Annotated in this window: 18 protein-coding genes; 15 read left to right on the top strand and 3 right to left on the bottom strand. The window is 58.9% G+C overall.

The window, feature by feature from the left end; all coding sequences use genetic code 11:
- The first annotated feature begins 18 nt into the window (after positions 1-18).
- Positions 19-915: a LysR family transcriptional regulator gene (locus tag ACMXYI_RS11470; protein ID WP_046052913.1), complete on the top strand. Its 897-nt coding sequence runs from the start codon at positions 19-21 to the stop codon at positions 913-915.
- On the opposite strand, the gene ACMXYI_RS11465 is transcribed toward ACMXYI_RS11470, so the two are convergent.
- Entirely contained in the window at positions 896-1,351 is a 456-nt protein-coding gene (locus tag ACMXYI_RS11465) for a flavodoxin (protein WP_415773276.1), read from the bottom strand. The two genes, ACMXYI_RS11470 and ACMXYI_RS11465, sit on opposite strands and share 20 nt — an antisense overlap.
- Positions 1,352-1,505: 154 nt before the next feature.
- Here ACMXYI_RS11465 and ACMXYI_RS11460 point away from each other — a divergent pair, with 154 nt between their 5' ends.
- Together ACMXYI_RS11460 and ACMXYI_RS11455 are read left to right on the top strand one after the other, a co-directional pair.
- Positions 1,506-1,982, top strand: coding sequence for a PAS domain-containing protein (locus ACMXYI_RS11460; RefSeq protein WP_415773275.1), 477 nt, complete (start codon positions 1,506-1,508; stop codon positions 1,980-1,982).
- Between the two features lie 54 nt (positions 1,983-2,036).
- Positions 2,037-2,642, top strand: coding sequence for a hypothetical protein (locus ACMXYI_RS11455; protein WP_415773274.1), 606 nt, complete (start codon positions 2,037-2,039; stop codon positions 2,640-2,642).
- 1 nt (position 2,643) lies between these two features.
- On the opposite strand, the gene ACMXYI_RS11450 is transcribed toward ACMXYI_RS11455, so the two are convergent.
- The gene (locus ACMXYI_RS11450; protein WP_415773273.1) at positions 2,644-3,603 is read right to left on the bottom strand and encodes a MerR family transcriptional regulator; all 960 of its coding nucleotides are present in this window, start codon (positions 3,601-3,603) and stop codon (positions 2,644-2,646) included.
- 211 nt (positions 3,604-3,814) lie between these two features.
- Here ACMXYI_RS11450 and ACMXYI_RS11445 point away from each other — a divergent pair, with 211 nt between their 5' ends.
- The 11 genes from ACMXYI_RS11445 to ACMXYI_RS11395 all read left to right on the top strand — a co-directional run bounded on the left by ACMXYI_RS11445 (position 3,815) and on the right by ACMXYI_RS11395 (position 12,383).
- Positions 3,815-4,384 (top strand): antibiotic biosynthesis monooxygenase, encoded by a 570-nt coding sequence (locus ACMXYI_RS11445; protein WP_415773272.1) that lies wholly within the window; start codon positions 3,815-3,817, stop codon positions 4,382-4,384.
- A gap of 72 nt (positions 4,385-4,456) precedes the next feature.
- Positions 4,457-5,167 carry a dihydromonapterin reductase gene (gene folM / locus ACMXYI_RS11440; protein ID WP_415773271.1) on the top strand — a complete coding sequence of 237 codons (711 nt, stop codon included), beginning with the start codon at positions 4,457-4,459 and terminating at the stop codon, positions 5,165-5,167.
- Between the two features lie 22 nt (positions 5,168-5,189).
- On the top strand, positions 5,190-5,750 hold the full coding sequence (folE, locus tag ACMXYI_RS11435; protein WP_415773270.1) for a GTP cyclohydrolase I FolE: 561 nt from the start codon (positions 5,190-5,192) through the stop codon (positions 5,748-5,750).
- A gap of 2 nt (positions 5,751-5,752) precedes the next feature.
- Positions 5,753-6,124, top strand: a complete 372-nt coding sequence (folX, locus tag ACMXYI_RS11430; RefSeq protein WP_129438421.1) for a dihydroneopterin triphosphate 2'-epimerase — start codon at positions 5,753-5,755, stop codon at positions 6,122-6,124.
- Positions 6,125-6,191: 67 nt separating this feature from the next.
- Entirely contained in the window at positions 6,192-6,488 is a 297-nt protein-coding gene (locus ACMXYI_RS11425) for a DUF1244 domain-containing protein (protein ID WP_415773269.1), read from the top strand.
- Complete coding sequence (locus ACMXYI_RS11420) at positions 6,481-6,819, top strand: HopJ type III effector protein (RefSeq protein WP_415773268.1); 339 nt, start codon at positions 6,481-6,483, stop codon at positions 6,817-6,819. The genes ACMXYI_RS11425 and ACMXYI_RS11420 overlap by 8 nt, the downstream gene beginning before the upstream one ends.
- Before the next feature lie 194 nt (positions 6,820-7,013).
- Complete coding sequence (locus ACMXYI_RS11415) at positions 7,014-8,264, top strand: 2-aminoadipate transaminase (RefSeq protein WP_415773267.1); 1,251 nt, start codon at positions 7,014-7,016, stop codon at positions 8,262-8,264.
- A 132-nt stretch (positions 8,265-8,396) separates the two neighbouring features.
- Positions 8,397-9,371: an amino acid ABC transporter permease gene (locus ACMXYI_RS11410; protein ID WP_415773266.1), complete on the top strand. Its 975-nt coding sequence runs from the start codon at positions 8,397-8,399 to the stop codon at positions 9,369-9,371.
- 60 nt (positions 9,372-9,431) lie between these two features.
- Positions 9,432-10,160 (top strand): amino acid ABC transporter ATP-binding protein, encoded by a 729-nt coding sequence (locus ACMXYI_RS11405; RefSeq protein WP_415773885.1) that lies wholly within the window; start codon positions 9,432-9,434, stop codon positions 10,158-10,160.
- Positions 10,161-10,206: 46 nt separating this feature from the next.
- The gene (locus ACMXYI_RS11400; protein WP_415773265.1) at positions 10,207-11,034 is read left to right on the top strand and encodes a transporter substrate-binding domain-containing protein; all 828 of its coding nucleotides are present in this window, start codon (positions 10,207-10,209) and stop codon (positions 11,032-11,034) included.
- 62 nt (positions 11,035-11,096) lie between these two features.
- Positions 11,097-12,383: an NAD(P)/FAD-dependent oxidoreductase gene (locus tag ACMXYI_RS11395; RefSeq protein WP_415773264.1), complete on the top strand. Its 1,287-nt coding sequence runs from the start codon at positions 11,097-11,099 to the stop codon at positions 12,381-12,383.
- A 226-nt stretch (positions 12,384-12,609) separates the two neighbouring features.
- Here ACMXYI_RS11395 and trxB read toward each other — a convergent pair whose 3' ends face one another.
- Positions 12,610-13,566 carry a thioredoxin-disulfide reductase gene (trxB, locus tag ACMXYI_RS11390; RefSeq protein ID WP_008150707.1) on the bottom strand — a complete coding sequence of 319 codons (957 nt, stop codon included), beginning with the start codon at positions 13,564-13,566 and terminating at the stop codon, positions 12,610-12,612.
- A gap of 316 nt (positions 13,567-13,882) precedes the next feature.
- Here trxB and cysZ point away from each other — a divergent pair, with 316 nt between their 5' ends.
- A complete protein-coding gene (gene cysZ, locus ACMXYI_RS11385) occupies positions 13,883-14,635 on the top strand; it encodes a sulfate transporter CysZ (protein ID WP_415757910.1) in 753 nt (250 codons plus the stop codon).
- Positions 14,636-14,657: the final 22 nt, after the last annotated feature.

Here is a 14,657-nt window from a genome sequence, read left to right as displayed (position 1 = left end):
CAAAATGGAATCAGGCAGATGGAATTCAAACAGCTACGCAGCTTCGTCGAGGTCATGCATCAGGGTGGTTTTACTCAGGCGGCCAAGACCTTGCACATCAGTCAATCGGCGGTGAGCAAACAAGTCGCTCAGCTGGAACAGAGCCTCGGCACTGCGCTGCTCGAACGGCAGGGTTCGCAACTGCGCCTGACCGCCGCCGGCAGCGTGGTCCTTCTACGGGCCGAAGGCATGTTGCGGCTGCGCAATGAACTGCTCAGTGAGCTGGATGACTTGAGCCAGCTGGCCCGCGGGGAATTGCGTCTGGGTTTGCCTCTATTGGGCAGCGACGCGCTGTTCGCCGGACTGTTCGCCGAATACCGGCGACGCTACCCCAACATCAGCATTCAATTGCTTGAGGGTGGCAGCCTGAACATCGAACAGGCCGTTTTGAGTGGAGAGCTGGAACTGGGTGGCAGCCTGTTGACGAAGGACCCGCAGTTCGCCTTCCAGCCTTTCTGCGATGAGCCGCTGGACGCCCTGCTGCCCGCCGATCATCCACTAGCGTCGAAGACTGTGATTGGCCTGGAGGAATTGGCCGACACGCCATTCCTCCTGTATCAGCGCAGCTTCGTGCTCAACGACCGTTTGCTGCAAGCCTGCCAGCAACTGGGGTTTACGCCGAAGGAAGGCGGTCGCAGCGGTCAGGCTGACTTTCTTGCAGCGCTGGTGGCTGCCGGCCAGGGCGTGGTGCTGTTGCCGCGCGTGGTGGCACGCGGGCTGGTGCGGCCAGGCGTGGTGCGCCTGACCTTGAACGCACCGAGCTATCTGCGTTGGGATATCGCGTTCATCTGGCGTCAGGGCGCGTACTTGTCAAAAGCCGCGCAAGCCTGGCTCGCCTTGCTGCGCGAGCGACCGGTCAGCCCCGCAGAGCGCTGACCAACTCCGCCAGCCAGGGCTCGGCGTCGGTTTCCGGTGTCACGCTTTCGCTGGCGTCCAGGCGCAGCATGGGCAGGACTTCGCGCAGGCCCAGTTCGCCGAACAATTCACGCATTTGCTCGCCGCCGCCACAAAACGTGTCGCCGTAACTTGCATCGCCCAGACCAATCACGGCGCCCGGCAAGCCACGCCAGGCAGCCGGCAACTGATCACGGATGGCGAAATACAACGGTTGCAGGTTGTCCGGCAACTCACCCATGCCGGTGGTTGAGGTCACCGCCAGGAAGGCTTCGGGGCCAAAGGCCTGAACATCGGCGAGGCTCGCACGCGGGTTGTGAAAAGTTTCGAAACCTGCGGTTTTCAAAATACTAGCGGCGTGGCGGGCGACTTCTTCAGCCGTGCCGTACACCGAGCCGGAAAGGATGGCGACTTTCATCAATCTGATCCTGAAGCTGAGTAAAAAGACGGGGGATATTAACAGCCGTGGCAAAAAAGCTGCGATTGACTCTCAATTAACGCTGGTGACCAGTAGAAAGTTCTCAGTGTTCTTTTAGAATGCATCCCACAATCAAATTGGAAAGGACTCTCCGATGATTAACGCCCAACTGCTGCAAATGGTGATCAACGCTTCCAATGACGGCATCGTGATTGCCGAAAAGGAAGGCGAGCAGGACAACATCCTGATTTACGTCAACCCGGCATTCGAACGCCTGACGGGTTACACCAGCGAAGAAATCCTCTACCAGGATTGCCGTTTTCTTCAGTCCGGGGACCGCGACCAGGAAGCTCTCCCGTTGATTCGCGAGGCGTTGAGCAATGGCCGGGCTTGCCGGGAAATCCTCAGGAACTACCGCAAGGACGGCACGCCGTTCTGGAACGAACTGTCCCTTTCGACGGTGAAGAACCCGGATGACGGACAGACTTATTTCATCGGTGTGCAGAAAGACGTCACCCTTCAGGTCAAGGCGCAGCAGCGAGTCGCGCAATTGGAGGCGCAGTTGGCCGAGGTCCAGGCCGAACTTGCCGCACTAAAAGCGACGAACGGCGAAAACAAAACGAAGAATTGATTGTCATTAACTACAATCACCAGTGACTTTGTAACTATTTCTGTCGAGCAGATTATGCAACGCGACGCACTCCTGACTCAGGATGAGCTGGATTTTATCCAGACAATGCAACACAACCCGCAACTCAATGTGCGGGATGCGACGTCGAGCCTGCTCGTCAACGGTGGTTCACAGATCCGTGACCTGCTCACGCGCCTTGCCGCTCATGAGCAAGTCACCATTCAGGCCAACTTCGAAAATCAGCAAATGACCTTCCCGCTGCACCTGGTGGAAGACGAGTTTCATGCGCTGCATTTACGCCTCGGCGTCCCCAGCATCTATGAAGACGGACCGATGGTCCGGCCATGGCGCCTGGTACTCGAAGAACCGGTTGCGCTGGAGAATGCCAGTGGCCAGCCCGGTACGATGTGGGTGCACGAAGTGTCGTTCAAAGGGGTCTTGCTGGAAGTTCGCAACAAGACCAAACCGCCCAAACATTTCGCCTTGTGGTTCAGCCCGTCTGGCTACGAGCGCATCGCGTTGCGCGGCACCTTCGAGAAAGAAACCGGGAGCGGCTTCTTTGCCTATCAGTTGAATCAGGGTGACAAGGACGAAACCGAGCGTCTGCGCCAGTACATCCTTCAACAGCATCGGCTGACGCATCCGGCCATGCATCTGTGATTCAAGTGTCCAGGTTGCCCGTCAGGAACTGTTTCAAACGCTGACGCATGACCAATCCTTCGTTACCCAGACATCCAATCGACGATCCAGCCAGGCTTTCCTGCAGCAGATCGGACGCATCCCCCGCCAGCATCAACTGACAATCCAGGCTCAAGGCCAGGCGCATCAATCGCCGTGGCAACTCGGGTGCAGGCGCGTGATTGGAAACCAGCACCAGCGCCTGGGGTTTGACTCTGTCGCAGACCAGGGTCAGCTCATCAAATGGCTGACCGATAGCCAGTACTTGAATCGCCGAATCGACACTGCTCAGAAGCAACGCCGTCACCAATAGTTCGAGTTCACGGCACTGATCGTTCAAGGCGCAGACAATCACCCGTCGCGGCTGCAGGACACGCACCAGCAGCAAGCGTTGCAACACTCGAGAACGCAGAAAACCATCCAGGAAAAGCCACTCGCTGGCCTGGCCGAATGTGTCATGGCGCTGCTGCAATTGCTTCCATAGCGGAAGCAGAATGTCCTGAAACGCAACAGCCAGGGGGTAACTGGAAAAGACCTGTCCATAGACCTGCTCCAGTTGAACCTCGTCAAAGGCACTCACCGCCGCCTGAACTTGCTGCCGCCATTGCAAGTAGTCAGCTTGCACGAGTTCATTCGGGATGAGGTGCGACAGCGCCTGAAGCGGTGCAGTCCTGGCCAGTATCTTGCCGACTTTACTGACCGCAACGCCGCGTTCAATCCAGCCAAGGATGCTGCGAACCTGATCGATATCGGCCATCGAATACAGACGATGCCCACTTTCGGTGCGCGTGGGCTGTATTAACCCATAGCGGCGTTCCCATGCACGCAGCGTGACCGGGTTGACCCCGGTCAGGCGCGCCACTTCGCGAATCGGAAACAGTTCTTCCTGCTCGAGTGGAATACCGGGCTGCAACCCAGGGACAATGTCAGTCAGGACAGGCATTTTCTAATTTTACGTCCATGTATAAATTGGATCCCATTCTACCTCCCCCGCCCCCCTACCCTTCAAGACATTGATGGCGATGAATATCACTGACGTACCCGGTAGAATCAGGAATAATCCTTGCTTGTCCCAAGACGCAGCCCACCACCCCGGCGCTGCGCCTGGCGAAACTCCTACCCGGAGCGACGCGATTGTTATACGGAGATGCACAATGTCTACCTCACCCGTCACGCTGATGGTTGCGCGCCGCGTCGCCGATGGGCGCTATCAAGACCTGATCGCCTGGTTGCACGAAGGCGAACAACTGGCCACCGATTTTCCCGGCTATCTCGGTTCTGGCGTGCTCGCTCCGCCGCCCGACGATGACGAATTCCAGATTATTTTCCGCTTCGCTGACGAGCAGACTTTGCACGCCTGGGAGCATTCCGTATCGCGCACCGCATGGCTGGCACGCGGCAGTGACTTGTTTGCCCATCCTACCGAGCATCGGGTCAGCGGCATCGAAGGCTGGTTCGGCGCGACCGGCCAGCGACCACCACGCTGGAAACAAGCCGTGGCGATCTGGCTGGCATTCTTTCCGGTTTCCCTGCTGTTCAACTTTATCCTCGGGCCGTTGCTGAGCGACATGGGTCTGCTGAGCCGGGTGTTCATCAGCACCTTGTGCCTGACCCCGCTGATGGTCTACTTCTTCATTCCTTTGTCGACCCGGCTGCTGGCCAGCTGGCTGAACACCACACCGCAACGGCCGCTGCCCGCCGAGCCTTCAACGCAGAATCGCTAGGCCTGCTACCACAATAGGTGTACGCCTCTCGTCGCTGGTATAGTTTTGCTCTTACCGCGACGCGAGCCGTTCATGACCTCTTTCGTAGCTCCAATCCTCATCACCGGTGCCGGCCAACGTGTCGGCCTGCACTGTGCGCAGCGTTTGCTCGAGGATGGCCAGCCGGTGATCTTCAGCTACCGCAGTGAACGCCCCGGTGTGCAAGTCCTGCGCGACCTGGGGGCGACCGCGGTGTTTGCCGACTTCTCCACTGAAGCCGGAATCTTCGCGTTCATCAGCGAACTGAAAAACCACACTGACAGCCTGCGGGCGATTGTCCATAACGCCTCCGAATGGCTGGCCGAAACCCCGGACACCGACGCCGCAGCCTTCACCCGCATGTTCAACGTCCACATGCTGGCGCCCTACCTGATCAATCTGCATTGTGTCGACTTGCTGCAACGCTCAAGCCCGGCGGACATCGTGCACATCAGCGACGACGTGACCCGCAGGGGCAGCAGCAGGCACATTGGCTACTGCGCCAGCAAAGCCGGGCTCGACAGCCTCACCCTGTCCTTCGCCGCGAAATACGCGCCGACAATCAAGGTCAACGGCATCGCGCCAGCCCTGCTAATGTTCAACCCCGACGACGACGCGGCGTACCGCGCCAAGGCACTGGCCAAGTCCGCGCTGGGTATCGAACCCGGCAGCGAAGTGATCTACCAGAGCTTGCGCTATTTGCTCGACAACCCTTATGTCACCGGCACGACCCTGACCGTCAACGGCGGACGGCACATCAAATAAGCGGCCCCCGCGAGGATGTTCCATGACGTTATCCCTGCCCCAGAACTATCGCGAAATCCTCATCGGCCTCGGTGAAAACCCCGACCGCGAGGGTCTGCAAGACACCCCGCTTCGCGCGGCAAAAGCCATGCAGTACCTCTGCCATGGTTACGAACAAAGCGTCGAAGAGATCGTCAACGGCGCGCTGTTCGCGTCCGACAACGATGAAATGATCATCGTCGACAACATCGAGCTGTACTCGCTCTGCGAACATCACATGCTGCCCTTCATCGGCAAGGCGCATGTGGCTTATATTCCAACGGGCAAGGTGCTGGGCCTGTCGAAGATTGCACGACTGGTGGACATGTTCGCCCGTCGCCTGCAAATCCAGGAAAACCTCACCCGGCAAATCGCCGACGCGGTGCAGCAAGTGACCGGTGCGGCGGGCGTCGCGGTGGTCATCGAAGCCAAGCACATGTGCATGATGATGCGCGGCGTCGAGAAACAGAATTCGACCATGAACACCTCGGTGATGCTCGGCGCCTTCCGCGAGTCGAGCAACACCCGCCAGGAGTTCCTGCAATTGATTGGACGGAGCAATTAGCAATGCCACAACTTCAACCAGGAACGGCACGCATCCGGGTCAAGGACCTGTGCCTGCGGACCTTCATCGGAATCAACGAGGATGAAATCCTCAACAAGCAGGATGTACTGATCAACCTGACCATCCTGTATGCCGCTCAGGAAGCGGTGCGTGATAACGACATCGATCACGCGCTGAACTACCGCACCATCACCAAGGCGATCATCGCCCACGTGGAAGGCAATCGCTTCGCCCTGCTCGAGCGCCTGACTCAGGAAATTCTCGATCTGGTCATGGCCAACGAGTCTGTGTTGTACGCCGAGGTCGAAGTCGATAAGCCCCACGCCCTGCGTTTCGCCGAGTCGGTGTCTATTACGCTTGCAGCGAGCCGCTGACCGCGTCTGGCGCATTGTTCGTCAGACTTTTATCATCCGCGCACGATTTGATTGCACAGAGCCCGCCATGACCGATCAACAACGCCTGGAACTCGAAGCCGCCGCCTTTCGCCGGCTGGTCGCCCACCTGGACAGCCGCAAGGATGTGCAGAACATCGACCTGATGAACCTCTCCGGTTTCTGCCGTAACTGCTTGTCCAAGTGGTACAAGGCCGCTGCCGACGAACGCCAGATCGAGGTCAGCCTCGATGACGCCCGCGAAGTGGTTTACGGCATGCCGTACGCCGAGTGGAAAGCCCAATACCAGCAAGAAGCCAACGTCGAACAACAAGCGGCGTTCGCCAAAGGAAAACCCAATGAGTGATTTGAACACCCTGCGCGCCAGCCTCAAGAGCGGCGAACACGTTTTTGCCGACACCCTGGCGTTCATCGCCGCCGGCTATGACTATCAGCCTCAGGCTTTCAACAACGGCGGCGTGGAAAACGCAGCCGGGCAGAATGAAGGCTCGTGCAAGACCCTGGGTCTGGCGCTGCTGGAAGGCTTGAGCGATGAAGAAGCGCTGCTGGCGTTCGGCGAGCATTACCGTTCGGTGGTGGCGACGCCTGAAGGCAGCGATCACGGCAATATCCGCGCGTTGATTGCTCATGGCCTGGCCGGCGTCAAATTCACCCAACAACCCCTGACTCGCCACTAAACGCTTTTTTGTAGGAGCAAAGCTTGCTCGCGATGGCGATCTCAGGGACGCCATCGCAGGCAAGCCGTGCTCCTACAAGGGGCGCACCACATCCCGACTTTTAAGATTGACCCGGCAACTTTATTTCGTTTGCCGGGCACCGCTGCTCACGGCTTAGATAAAAAGAAGCATCCCTTCTTCAGAGTCGGTCATCCATGAGCAGCGAAACCATCAGCCAGTCGATCAACATCGTTCATCCCGTCACGCTCAGCCACGGCAAAAATGCCGAGGTCTGGGACACCGATGGCAAACGCTACATCGACTTCGTCGGCGGCATCGGTGTATTGAACCTCGGCCATTGCCATCCGCGCATCGTCGAGGCCATTCGCGAACAAGCCACCCGGCTGACCCACTATGCGTTCAACGCCGCTCCGCATACGCCCTACATCGAACTGATGGATCGTCTCACCGCGTTTATTCCGGTGGACTACCCGGTCAGCGGCATGCTCACCAACAGCGGCGCGGAAGCGGCGGAAAACGCCCTGAAGATCGTGCGTGGCGCCACCGGTCGCACGGCCGTCATCGCCTTCGACGGCGCCTTCCATGGTCGCACTCTCGCCACGCTCAACCTCAACGGCAAAGTCGCGCCTTACAAACAGAAAGTCGGCGTGCTGCCGGGTCCGGTTTTTCACCTGCCCTTCCCTAGCAAGGACAACGGCGTGACCTGCGCGGAGGCCCTGAAAGCCATGGACCGCCTGTTCAGCGTCGAGATCGACGTCGATGACGTCGCCTGTTTTATCGTCGAACCGGTGCAGGGCGAATCGGGCTTCCTGACGCTGGACGTGGAATTTGCCCAAGCGCTCCGCCGCTTCTGTGATGAAAAAAACATCCTGCTGATCGCTGATGAAATCCAGTCCGGCTTCGGTCGCACCGGCCAGCGTTTTGCGTTTTCGCGACTGGGCATTGAGCCGGACCTGATCCTGCTGGCCAAAAGCATCGCCGGCGGTGTGCCGCTGGGTGCGGTGGTCGGGCGCAAGTCGTTGCTCGACAACTTGCCCAAGGGCGGACTGGGCGGCACCTATTCAGGCAACCCGATTGCCTGCGCCGCAGCACTGGCAACCCTGGACGAGATGACCGATGCGAACCTGCATGCCTGGGGCTCGCAACAGGAAGGAGCCATCGTCAGCCGCTACGAAGCCTGGCGCGCCAACAAGCTTTCCCCGTTTCTGGGCCGTTTGACCGGCGTTGGCGCGATGCGCGGTATCGAACTGATCAATCCCGACGGCACACCCGCCTCAGCGCAGTTGACCCAATTGCTGGCCCTGGCCCGCGACGCAGGTTTACTGCTGATGCCCAGCGGCAAGTCGCGCCACATCATTCGGCTTTTGGCACCGTTGACCACTGAGGCAGCAGTGCTGGAAGAAGGGCTGGATATCCTTGAGGCGTGCCTCGCAAAGCTTTCCTGAAAAGCAAACTACGATCAGGGACTGACATAGCGAATTATGTTCGCTTGTAGTCCCCGATTTTGCGTCGCAATACTGGCCAAATACCCCTTTTTACCAAGCGAGATCACTACCACCTACAAGCCTGAGGCATTCATGTATCACGACAATATAATTTATAAAAAAAAGTCCAATGATCCTCAATTCCTGCTTGGCGTAGCCGTGGTGCTGTTTCTCGGCTCCTACCTGATGAACCTGGGTAACAGCGCCCTCAGTCATTTCCTGCATCCGCTGCTGGGCAATGCCCCGGACAGCCTGATCGCTCGCAATATCGCCATCGGGCTGGCGATTGCCGCACTGGGCACGCTGAACTTTCATGTCCTCGGACGCTTGAAATTCAAGGTGCAGACCACCGTGGTCTGGATCGAACTGCTGGTCCTGTTCCTGGCGTTCTTCGACACCTTCGACCTTTCCTACAGCTTCATCCTCGACAAGATCGGCTTCCTGATCATCCAGGGCGCTGCAACCACGCTGTACATCTCCGCCATCGCGATTGTGATTGCCTTCGTGCTGGCATTGATCGGCGCCGTGGCCAAGCTGTCGAACAACGGCTTGGCCAATGCTATCGCCTCGTTCTATACCTCGTTCTTTCGCGGTGTTCCGCTGCTGATCCAGATCTACCTGATTTACCTCGGACTGCCGCAACTGGGTTATGTGGTGGACGCAGTGCCGGCCGGCATCCTCGCGTTGTCGCTGTGCTACGGCGCCTACATGACCGAGATTTTTCGTGCGGGCATCCAGAGCATTCCGGTCGGTCAGTGGGAAGCCTCACGAGCCCTGGGCATCAGCCCGCTCAAGACCCTGAGCCGGGTGATCATGCCGCAAGCCTTGCGGGTGATCATCCCGCCCACCGGCAACCAGTTCATCGCCATGCTCAAGGACAGTTCGCTGGTGTCGGTGATCGGCGTCTGGGAATTGATGTACCTGGCCAAGACCCAGGGCCGCGCGGACTTCCGCCACCTGGAAATGCTGATCACCGCCGCGATGATTTACTGGGCCCTGTCGTTCATCCTCGAACGGGTGCAGGCGCGAATCGAAAAACGGGTCAATCGATCCATTGCAAGGGGCTGATGCGTGATGACTACGGCAGAACGAATCGACCTGGCACCTGTTGCGCAGACCAGCCCCTCGATGATTTCCATCATCGGTTTGAACAAGTGGTACGGCGACTTTCACGCCTTGCGCGATGTCGACCTGAACGTCGCCACGGGCGAAATACTGGTGGTGTGCGGGCCTTCAGGCTCGGGCAAGTCGACGATGATTCGTTGCATCAACCATCTGGAGAATTTCCAGAAGGGCCACATCCAGGTCAACGGCATCACCCTCACCAGCGAGGCAGAAAGTGTCAGCGCGGTGCGCCGGGAAATCGGCATGGTGTTCCAGAGCTTCAACCTGTTCCCGCATTTGAGTGTGATGGACAACCTGATCCTGGCCCCGCAACTGGTGCAAGGCGTGTCTTCTGCCGAGGCCAAAAAGCGCGCTCAGGTCTACCTGGAGCGGGTGCGAATTGCCGAACACGCCGACAAGTACCCTTCGCAACTGTCAGGTGGCCAGCAGCAACGCGTGGCGATTGCCCGGGCGCTGTGCATGCACCCCAAAGTGATGCTGTTCGACGAACCCACCTCGGCCCTCGATCCGGAAATGGTCCACGAAGTGCTGGACGTGATGGGTGAGTTGGCCACCGACGGCATGACCATGATTTGCGTAACCCACGAAATGGGTTTTGCCAGCAAGGTCGCCGACCGCGTGCTGTTCATGGACCAGGGCCAGGTCATCGAACAAGCCACCCCTTCCGAGTTTTTCAACAACCCGCAAACCGAACGCGCGCAGAAATTCCTGTCACAGATCATTGGTCACTGAGCACCGCTTTGCCCCTTCATAACAATAACGATAAGTGGAGATGGACATGGTCAGCAAAAAACACGTAATCGCAGCCGCAATGTCGCTGATGTTCGTCGGCGCCGCCAACGCCGGAGCCGTACTGGACAAAATCCAGAGCAGTAAAACAATGACCGTCGCCACGTCGGCGACCTGGCCACCCCAAGGGTTTATCAACGACAAGAATGAAATCGACGGGTTTGATATCGACGTCTCCAAGGAGATCGCCAAGCGTCTCGGCGTCGAGGTCAAGTTCATCACCCCTGATTGGGACGTGATCACGGCGGGCAAGTGGAACGGGCGCTGGGACATGTCCGTGGGCTCGATGACCGCCACCAAAAGTCGCGCGCGAATTCTCGACTTCCCCGCGACCTACTACTACGTGCCCTACGTGTTTGCGGTACACAACAAATCCACACTCACCGACCACAAAGCGCTCAATGGCAAAACGATCGGTGTCGAAGGCGGCACCACGTCCGAGGATTACCTGAACCAGGCGCTGGCCATCGAAGCGACTGACATGCCCCCCGTCACCTACGACGTACAGACCAAAAAGATGAAAACCTATGCCGGCTCCCTTGGACCATTGGATGACTTGCGACTGGGCGACGGCGTTCGTCTAGACGGTATCCTCACTCAGCGCAGCACGCTGGAAGCGGCCATCAAGAAAAACTATCCGCTGCGTGCCATCGACAACGGCGTGGTGTTCTACGAACCCCTGGCCATTGCCACCGACAAGGGTGACGCGGAGTTGAAGGCCAAGCTCGGTCAAATCATCGGTGAGATGCACAAGGACGGCACGCTGACCAAGCTGTCGACCAAGTGGTACGGCGTGGATTATTCGACCGTCAAGTAAGCCAATCCCCAGATCGCATGCCTGGCACACCTGCGCAGGCTGCGATCTTTTAAGGATTCACCATGCACAACATCCCCACCACCTGGTATTCCCAAACCTCGCTACCCCGCGCGGCCAGGTCCGACCTGAATACTGACGAAAGCTGCGACGTCTGCATCATCGGCGCCGGGATCGCGGGCCTTACCGCCGCCCTGGAGCTGACCCGGCGCGGCAAACGCGTGATCATCCTCGAAGCCCAACACGTCGCCTGGGGCGCGTCCGGTCGAAATGGCGGCGTGGTCTCGCCGGGGTGGGCTGAAGGGTCGGGAGCGATCCGCAAGAAACTGGGACTGGAACAGGCCAAGGCGCTGTTTCAAATGTCGGTCGAGGGCGTGGAGATTGTCCGCCGCAACATCGCCGAACTGGCATTGCCCGGTTGCGACCCCTCCGCCGGTACGATTCGGGTCAAGCGTTACGACGACAGCGCTGGCGTGAAAAACCACATCGACACGATGCGCCGGGACTTCGGCTATGAACTCAACTACCTCGATACCCCTCAGGTCCGCGAGCGAGCCCACACCCTGCGCTATTTCCAAGGCATCGAGGATCCGAAGGCGCTGCACTTTCACCCGCTGAATTATTGCCTGGGGCTGGCCCTCGCCATTGAAGCAGCGGGAGGCCGGATTTTCGAACAATCAAAAATGCTGGCCTGGCGTCGCGACGGCGCCGACAAAATTGTCCAGACCGCTCACGGCACCGTGTGCTGCCAGGACCTGGTGTTCTGCGCCGGCGGTTACGGCGGCCCGGAGTTGCAAAAACTCAGCCGCGCCTTCCTGCCCATCGCTACCTATGTGGTGCTGACCGAACACCTGGGCGACTCGATCAAAAACGTCCTCGACTCCGGCGCCGCGTTCTCCGACGACCGTCGCGCCTCGGACTATTACCGCGTGGTCGAAGGCGATCGCCTGCTCTGGGGCGGACGCATCACCACCCGCAACGAACAGAACGAAAAAGCCCTCGCCACCATGCTCAAGGCCGACATGGTGTCGGTCTATCCACAACTGGCCCCGGTAAAAATCGAATTGGCCTGGTCCGGCCTGATGGGTTACTCCACCAACAAGATGCCCAACCTGGGATTACTGGAACCGGGCGTCTGGGCGTGCACCTCGTTTGGTGGCCATGGCTTGAATACCGGCTCGATTGGCGGCAGGGTCATCGCCGAAGCGGTGTGCGGGGAAAGTGCGCGTTATCAGCTGTTCAAACCGTACTTGCTGGACTGGAACGGCGGACCGTTCGGGCGGATTGCCGCCAATGCCATCTATCAATCGTTGAAGGTCATGGACTTCGTTCAAGAACGGCTGAAGGGCTGAACTGTATCCACCAAGGCAAACGCAGACCCTGTAGCAGCTGACGAAGCCTGCGTTCGGCTGCGAAGCAGTCGTAAAACTTGAGTACGGGTTCTGCCTGACACACCGCGTTGTCTGATTTCGCGACTGCTTCGCAGCCGAACGCAGGCTTCGCCAGCTGCTACAGGGTCCCTCTGCGGACACAAAAAAACCGGCCGAGGCCGGTTTTTTTGTTTCTACAGAATCAGAATCAAGCGTTCTGCAGATCGTCGAGGTAGCGCTCGGCGTCCAGTGCCGCCATGCAACCGGCGCCGGCCGAGGTGATGGCCTGACGGTAAACGTGGTCAGCCACGTCACCGGCGGCAAAGATACCTTCGAGGCTGGTGGCAGTGGCGTTGCCGTCACGGCCGCCCTGCACCACCAGGTAGCCGTCTTTCAACGTCAGCTGACCTTCGAACAGCGAAGTGTTCGGGGTGTGGCCGATGGCGATGAACACGCCGTCGACTGTCAGCTCGTCGAAGCTGCCGTCGTTGTTCTTCAGGCGAGCACCGGTCACGCCCATGTTGTCGCCCAGAACTTCGTCCAGAGTCGAGTTCAGCTTCAAGACGATCTTGCCTTCGGCAACCCGGGCATTCAGCTTGTCGATCAGGATCTTCTCGGCGCGGAAGGTTTCGCGACGGTGGATCAGGGTGACCTTGCTGGCGATGTTGGCCAGGTACAGCGCCTCTTCAACAGCGGTGTTGCCACCACCGACCACGGCCACTGGCTTGTTGCGGTAGAAGAAACCATCGCAGGTTGCGCAGGCCGAAACGCCTTTGCCCATGAACGCTTCTTCCGACGGCAGGCCCAGGTAACGAGCGCTGGCACCGGTGGCGATGATCAAGGCGTCGCAGGTGTAAGTCGCGCTGTCGCCGGTCAGGGTGTACGGCTTGGCAGCGAAGTCCACGGCATTGATGTGATCGAAGACGATTTCGGTTTCAAAACGCTCGGCGTGCTCTTTCATCCGGTCCATCAGCGCCGGGCCGGTCAGGCCGTGGACGTCGCCAGGCCAGTTATCGACTTCGGTGGTGGTGGTCAGTTGACCGCCGGCTTGCATGCCGGTGATCAGCAGTGGCTTGAGGTTGGCACGGGCGGCATAGACCGCGGCGCTGTAACCGGCAGGGCCGGAACCGAGAATAATCACTCGCGAATGACGGACTTCAGACATGACCTGCTCCTGTTAACCGGCCCGGTATACCTGGCGCGGAACGCCGGGTTGCCGGCGGGAATAAAAAAGGACCGTTGAAAGCACTTGGGGAAGGCTTGAGCTCGACAGTCCTGTAAAAAGTATGGGGTGCAGCGTATCGAGGGGGCGAAGATTAAGGAAATACGGTTTAACAATCCAGCTCATAGGCGGTCTCTATCCCATCACGATGGATACATAGGCGCCTTTGTTACAGTTAATGTCGATGCTGCTACCGCGCTTTCACCTGTCAGGCAAAGCCGGTAAGGTCGGCGCGTTTCCCCTTTGCTCGGAGCACGTTATGCCCGCCCCCGTTCTGTCCGGCCCGCAATACCTGCGCGAAGGCCTCAAGCTGGTCCTGAGCCCAAGCCTGCGTTTGTTTGTGCTGTTGCCGCTGGTGATCAACCTGGTGCTGTTCGTCGGATTGATCTATCTGGCCAGCCATCAATTCAGCCTATGGGTCGATACGTTGATGCCGTCCCTGCCCGACTGGCTGAGTTTTCTCAGTTATGTTCTCTGGCCGTTGTTCGTGGTGCTGGTGGTGTTGATGGTGTTCTTCACCTTCACCATGCTCGCCAACATCATCGCCGCGCCATTTAATGGCTTCCTGGCGGAAAAAGTCGAAGTCGTGGTGCGCGGCACTGACGACTTCCCGTCCTTCAGTTGGGGCGAACTGATCGAAATGATCCCCCGCACCCTGGCCCGGGAAATGCGCAAGCTCGGCTACTTCCTGCCGCGCGCCATCGGGTTGTTCATCCTCTCGTTCATCCCGGTGGTGAACATCATCGCGGCGCCACTGTGGCTGCTGTTCGGGGTGTGGATGATGGCGATCCAGTACATCGACTACCCGGCGGACAACCACAAACTCGGCTGGAACGAGATGCTCGCCTGGCTGCGCGAGAAGCGCTGGCAGAGCATGAGTTTCGGCGGCAGTGTTTATCTGGTGTTGCTGATTCCGGTGGTCAACATCCTCATGATGCCGGCCGCCGTGGCGGGCGCGACCTTGTTCTGGGTGCGTGAACGCGGCGCGGAAAACCTGGTAGTCCAGCGCTGATTCGGTCACAAATTCATCATCC

Source organism: Pseudomonas lyxosi, assembly GCF_047758685.1.
Classification (GTDB): Bacteria; Pseudomonadota; Gammaproteobacteria; order Pseudomonadales; family Pseudomonadaceae; genus Aquipseudomonas; species Aquipseudomonas lyxosi.
Note: the sequence above shows the minus strand (reverse complement) of the source record. Positions and strands in the feature narration are given on the sequence as shown.

What these genes read in the sequence shown, in the direction of transcription:
- ACMXYI_RS11470 (WP_046052913.1), top strand. Translation starts at nt 19, where the DNA reads ATGGAATTCAAACAGCTACGCAGCTTCGTCGAGGTCATGCATCAGGGT.
- ACMXYI_RS11465 (WP_415773276.1), bottom strand. Translation starts at nt 1,351, where the DNA reads ATGAAAGTCGCCATCCTTTCCGGCTCGGTGTACGGCACGGCTGAAGAA.
- ACMXYI_RS11460 (WP_415773275.1), top strand. Translation starts at nt 1,506, where the DNA reads ATGATTAACGCCCAACTGCTGCAAATGGTGATCAACGCTTCCAATGAC.
- ACMXYI_RS11455 (WP_415773274.1), top strand. Translation starts at nt 2,037, where the DNA reads ATGCAACGCGACGCACTCCTGACTCAGGATGAGCTGGATTTTATCCAG.
- ACMXYI_RS11450 (WP_415773273.1), bottom strand. Translation starts at nt 3,603, where the DNA reads ATGCCTGTCCTGACTGACATTGTCCCTGGGTTGCAGCCCGGTATTCCA.
- ACMXYI_RS11445 (WP_415773272.1), top strand. Translation starts at nt 3,815, where the DNA reads ATGTCTACCTCACCCGTCACGCTGATGGTTGCGCGCCGCGTCGCCGAT.
- folM (WP_415773271.1), top strand. Translation starts at nt 4,457, where the DNA reads ATGACCTCTTTCGTAGCTCCAATCCTCATCACCGGTGCCGGCCAACGT.
- folE (WP_415773270.1), top strand. Translation starts at nt 5,190, where the DNA reads ATGACGTTATCCCTGCCCCAGAACTATCGCGAAATCCTCATCGGCCTC.
- folX (WP_129438421.1), top strand. Translation starts at nt 5,753, where the DNA reads ATGCCACAACTTCAACCAGGAACGGCACGCATCCGGGTCAAGGACCTG.
- ACMXYI_RS11425 (WP_415773269.1), top strand. Translation starts at nt 6,192, where the DNA reads ATGACCGATCAACAACGCCTGGAACTCGAAGCCGCCGCCTTTCGCCGG.
- ACMXYI_RS11420 (WP_415773268.1), top strand. Translation starts at nt 6,481, where the DNA reads ATGAGTGATTTGAACACCCTGCGCGCCAGCCTCAAGAGCGGCGAACAC.
- ACMXYI_RS11415 (WP_415773267.1), top strand. Translation starts at nt 7,014, where the DNA reads ATGAGCAGCGAAACCATCAGCCAGTCGATCAACATCGTTCATCCCGTC.
- ACMXYI_RS11410 (WP_415773266.1), top strand. Translation starts at nt 8,397, where the DNA reads ATGTATCACGACAATATAATTTATAAAAAAAAGTCCAATGATCCTCAA.
- ACMXYI_RS11405 (WP_415773885.1), top strand. Translation starts at nt 9,432, where the DNA reads ATGATTTCCATCATCGGTTTGAACAAGTGGTACGGCGACTTTCACGCC.
- ACMXYI_RS11400 (WP_415773265.1), top strand. Translation starts at nt 10,207, where the DNA reads ATGGTCAGCAAAAAACACGTAATCGCAGCCGCAATGTCGCTGATGTTC.
- ACMXYI_RS11395 (WP_415773264.1), top strand. Translation starts at nt 11,097, where the DNA reads ATGCACAACATCCCCACCACCTGGTATTCCCAAACCTCGCTACCCCGC.
- trxB (WP_008150707.1), bottom strand. Translation starts at nt 13,566, where the DNA reads ATGTCTGAAGTCCGTCATTCGCGAGTGATTATTCTCGGTTCCGGCCCT.
- cysZ (WP_415757910.1), top strand. Translation starts at nt 13,883, where the DNA reads ATGCCCGCCCCCGTTCTGTCCGGCCCGCAATACCTGCGCGAAGGCCTC.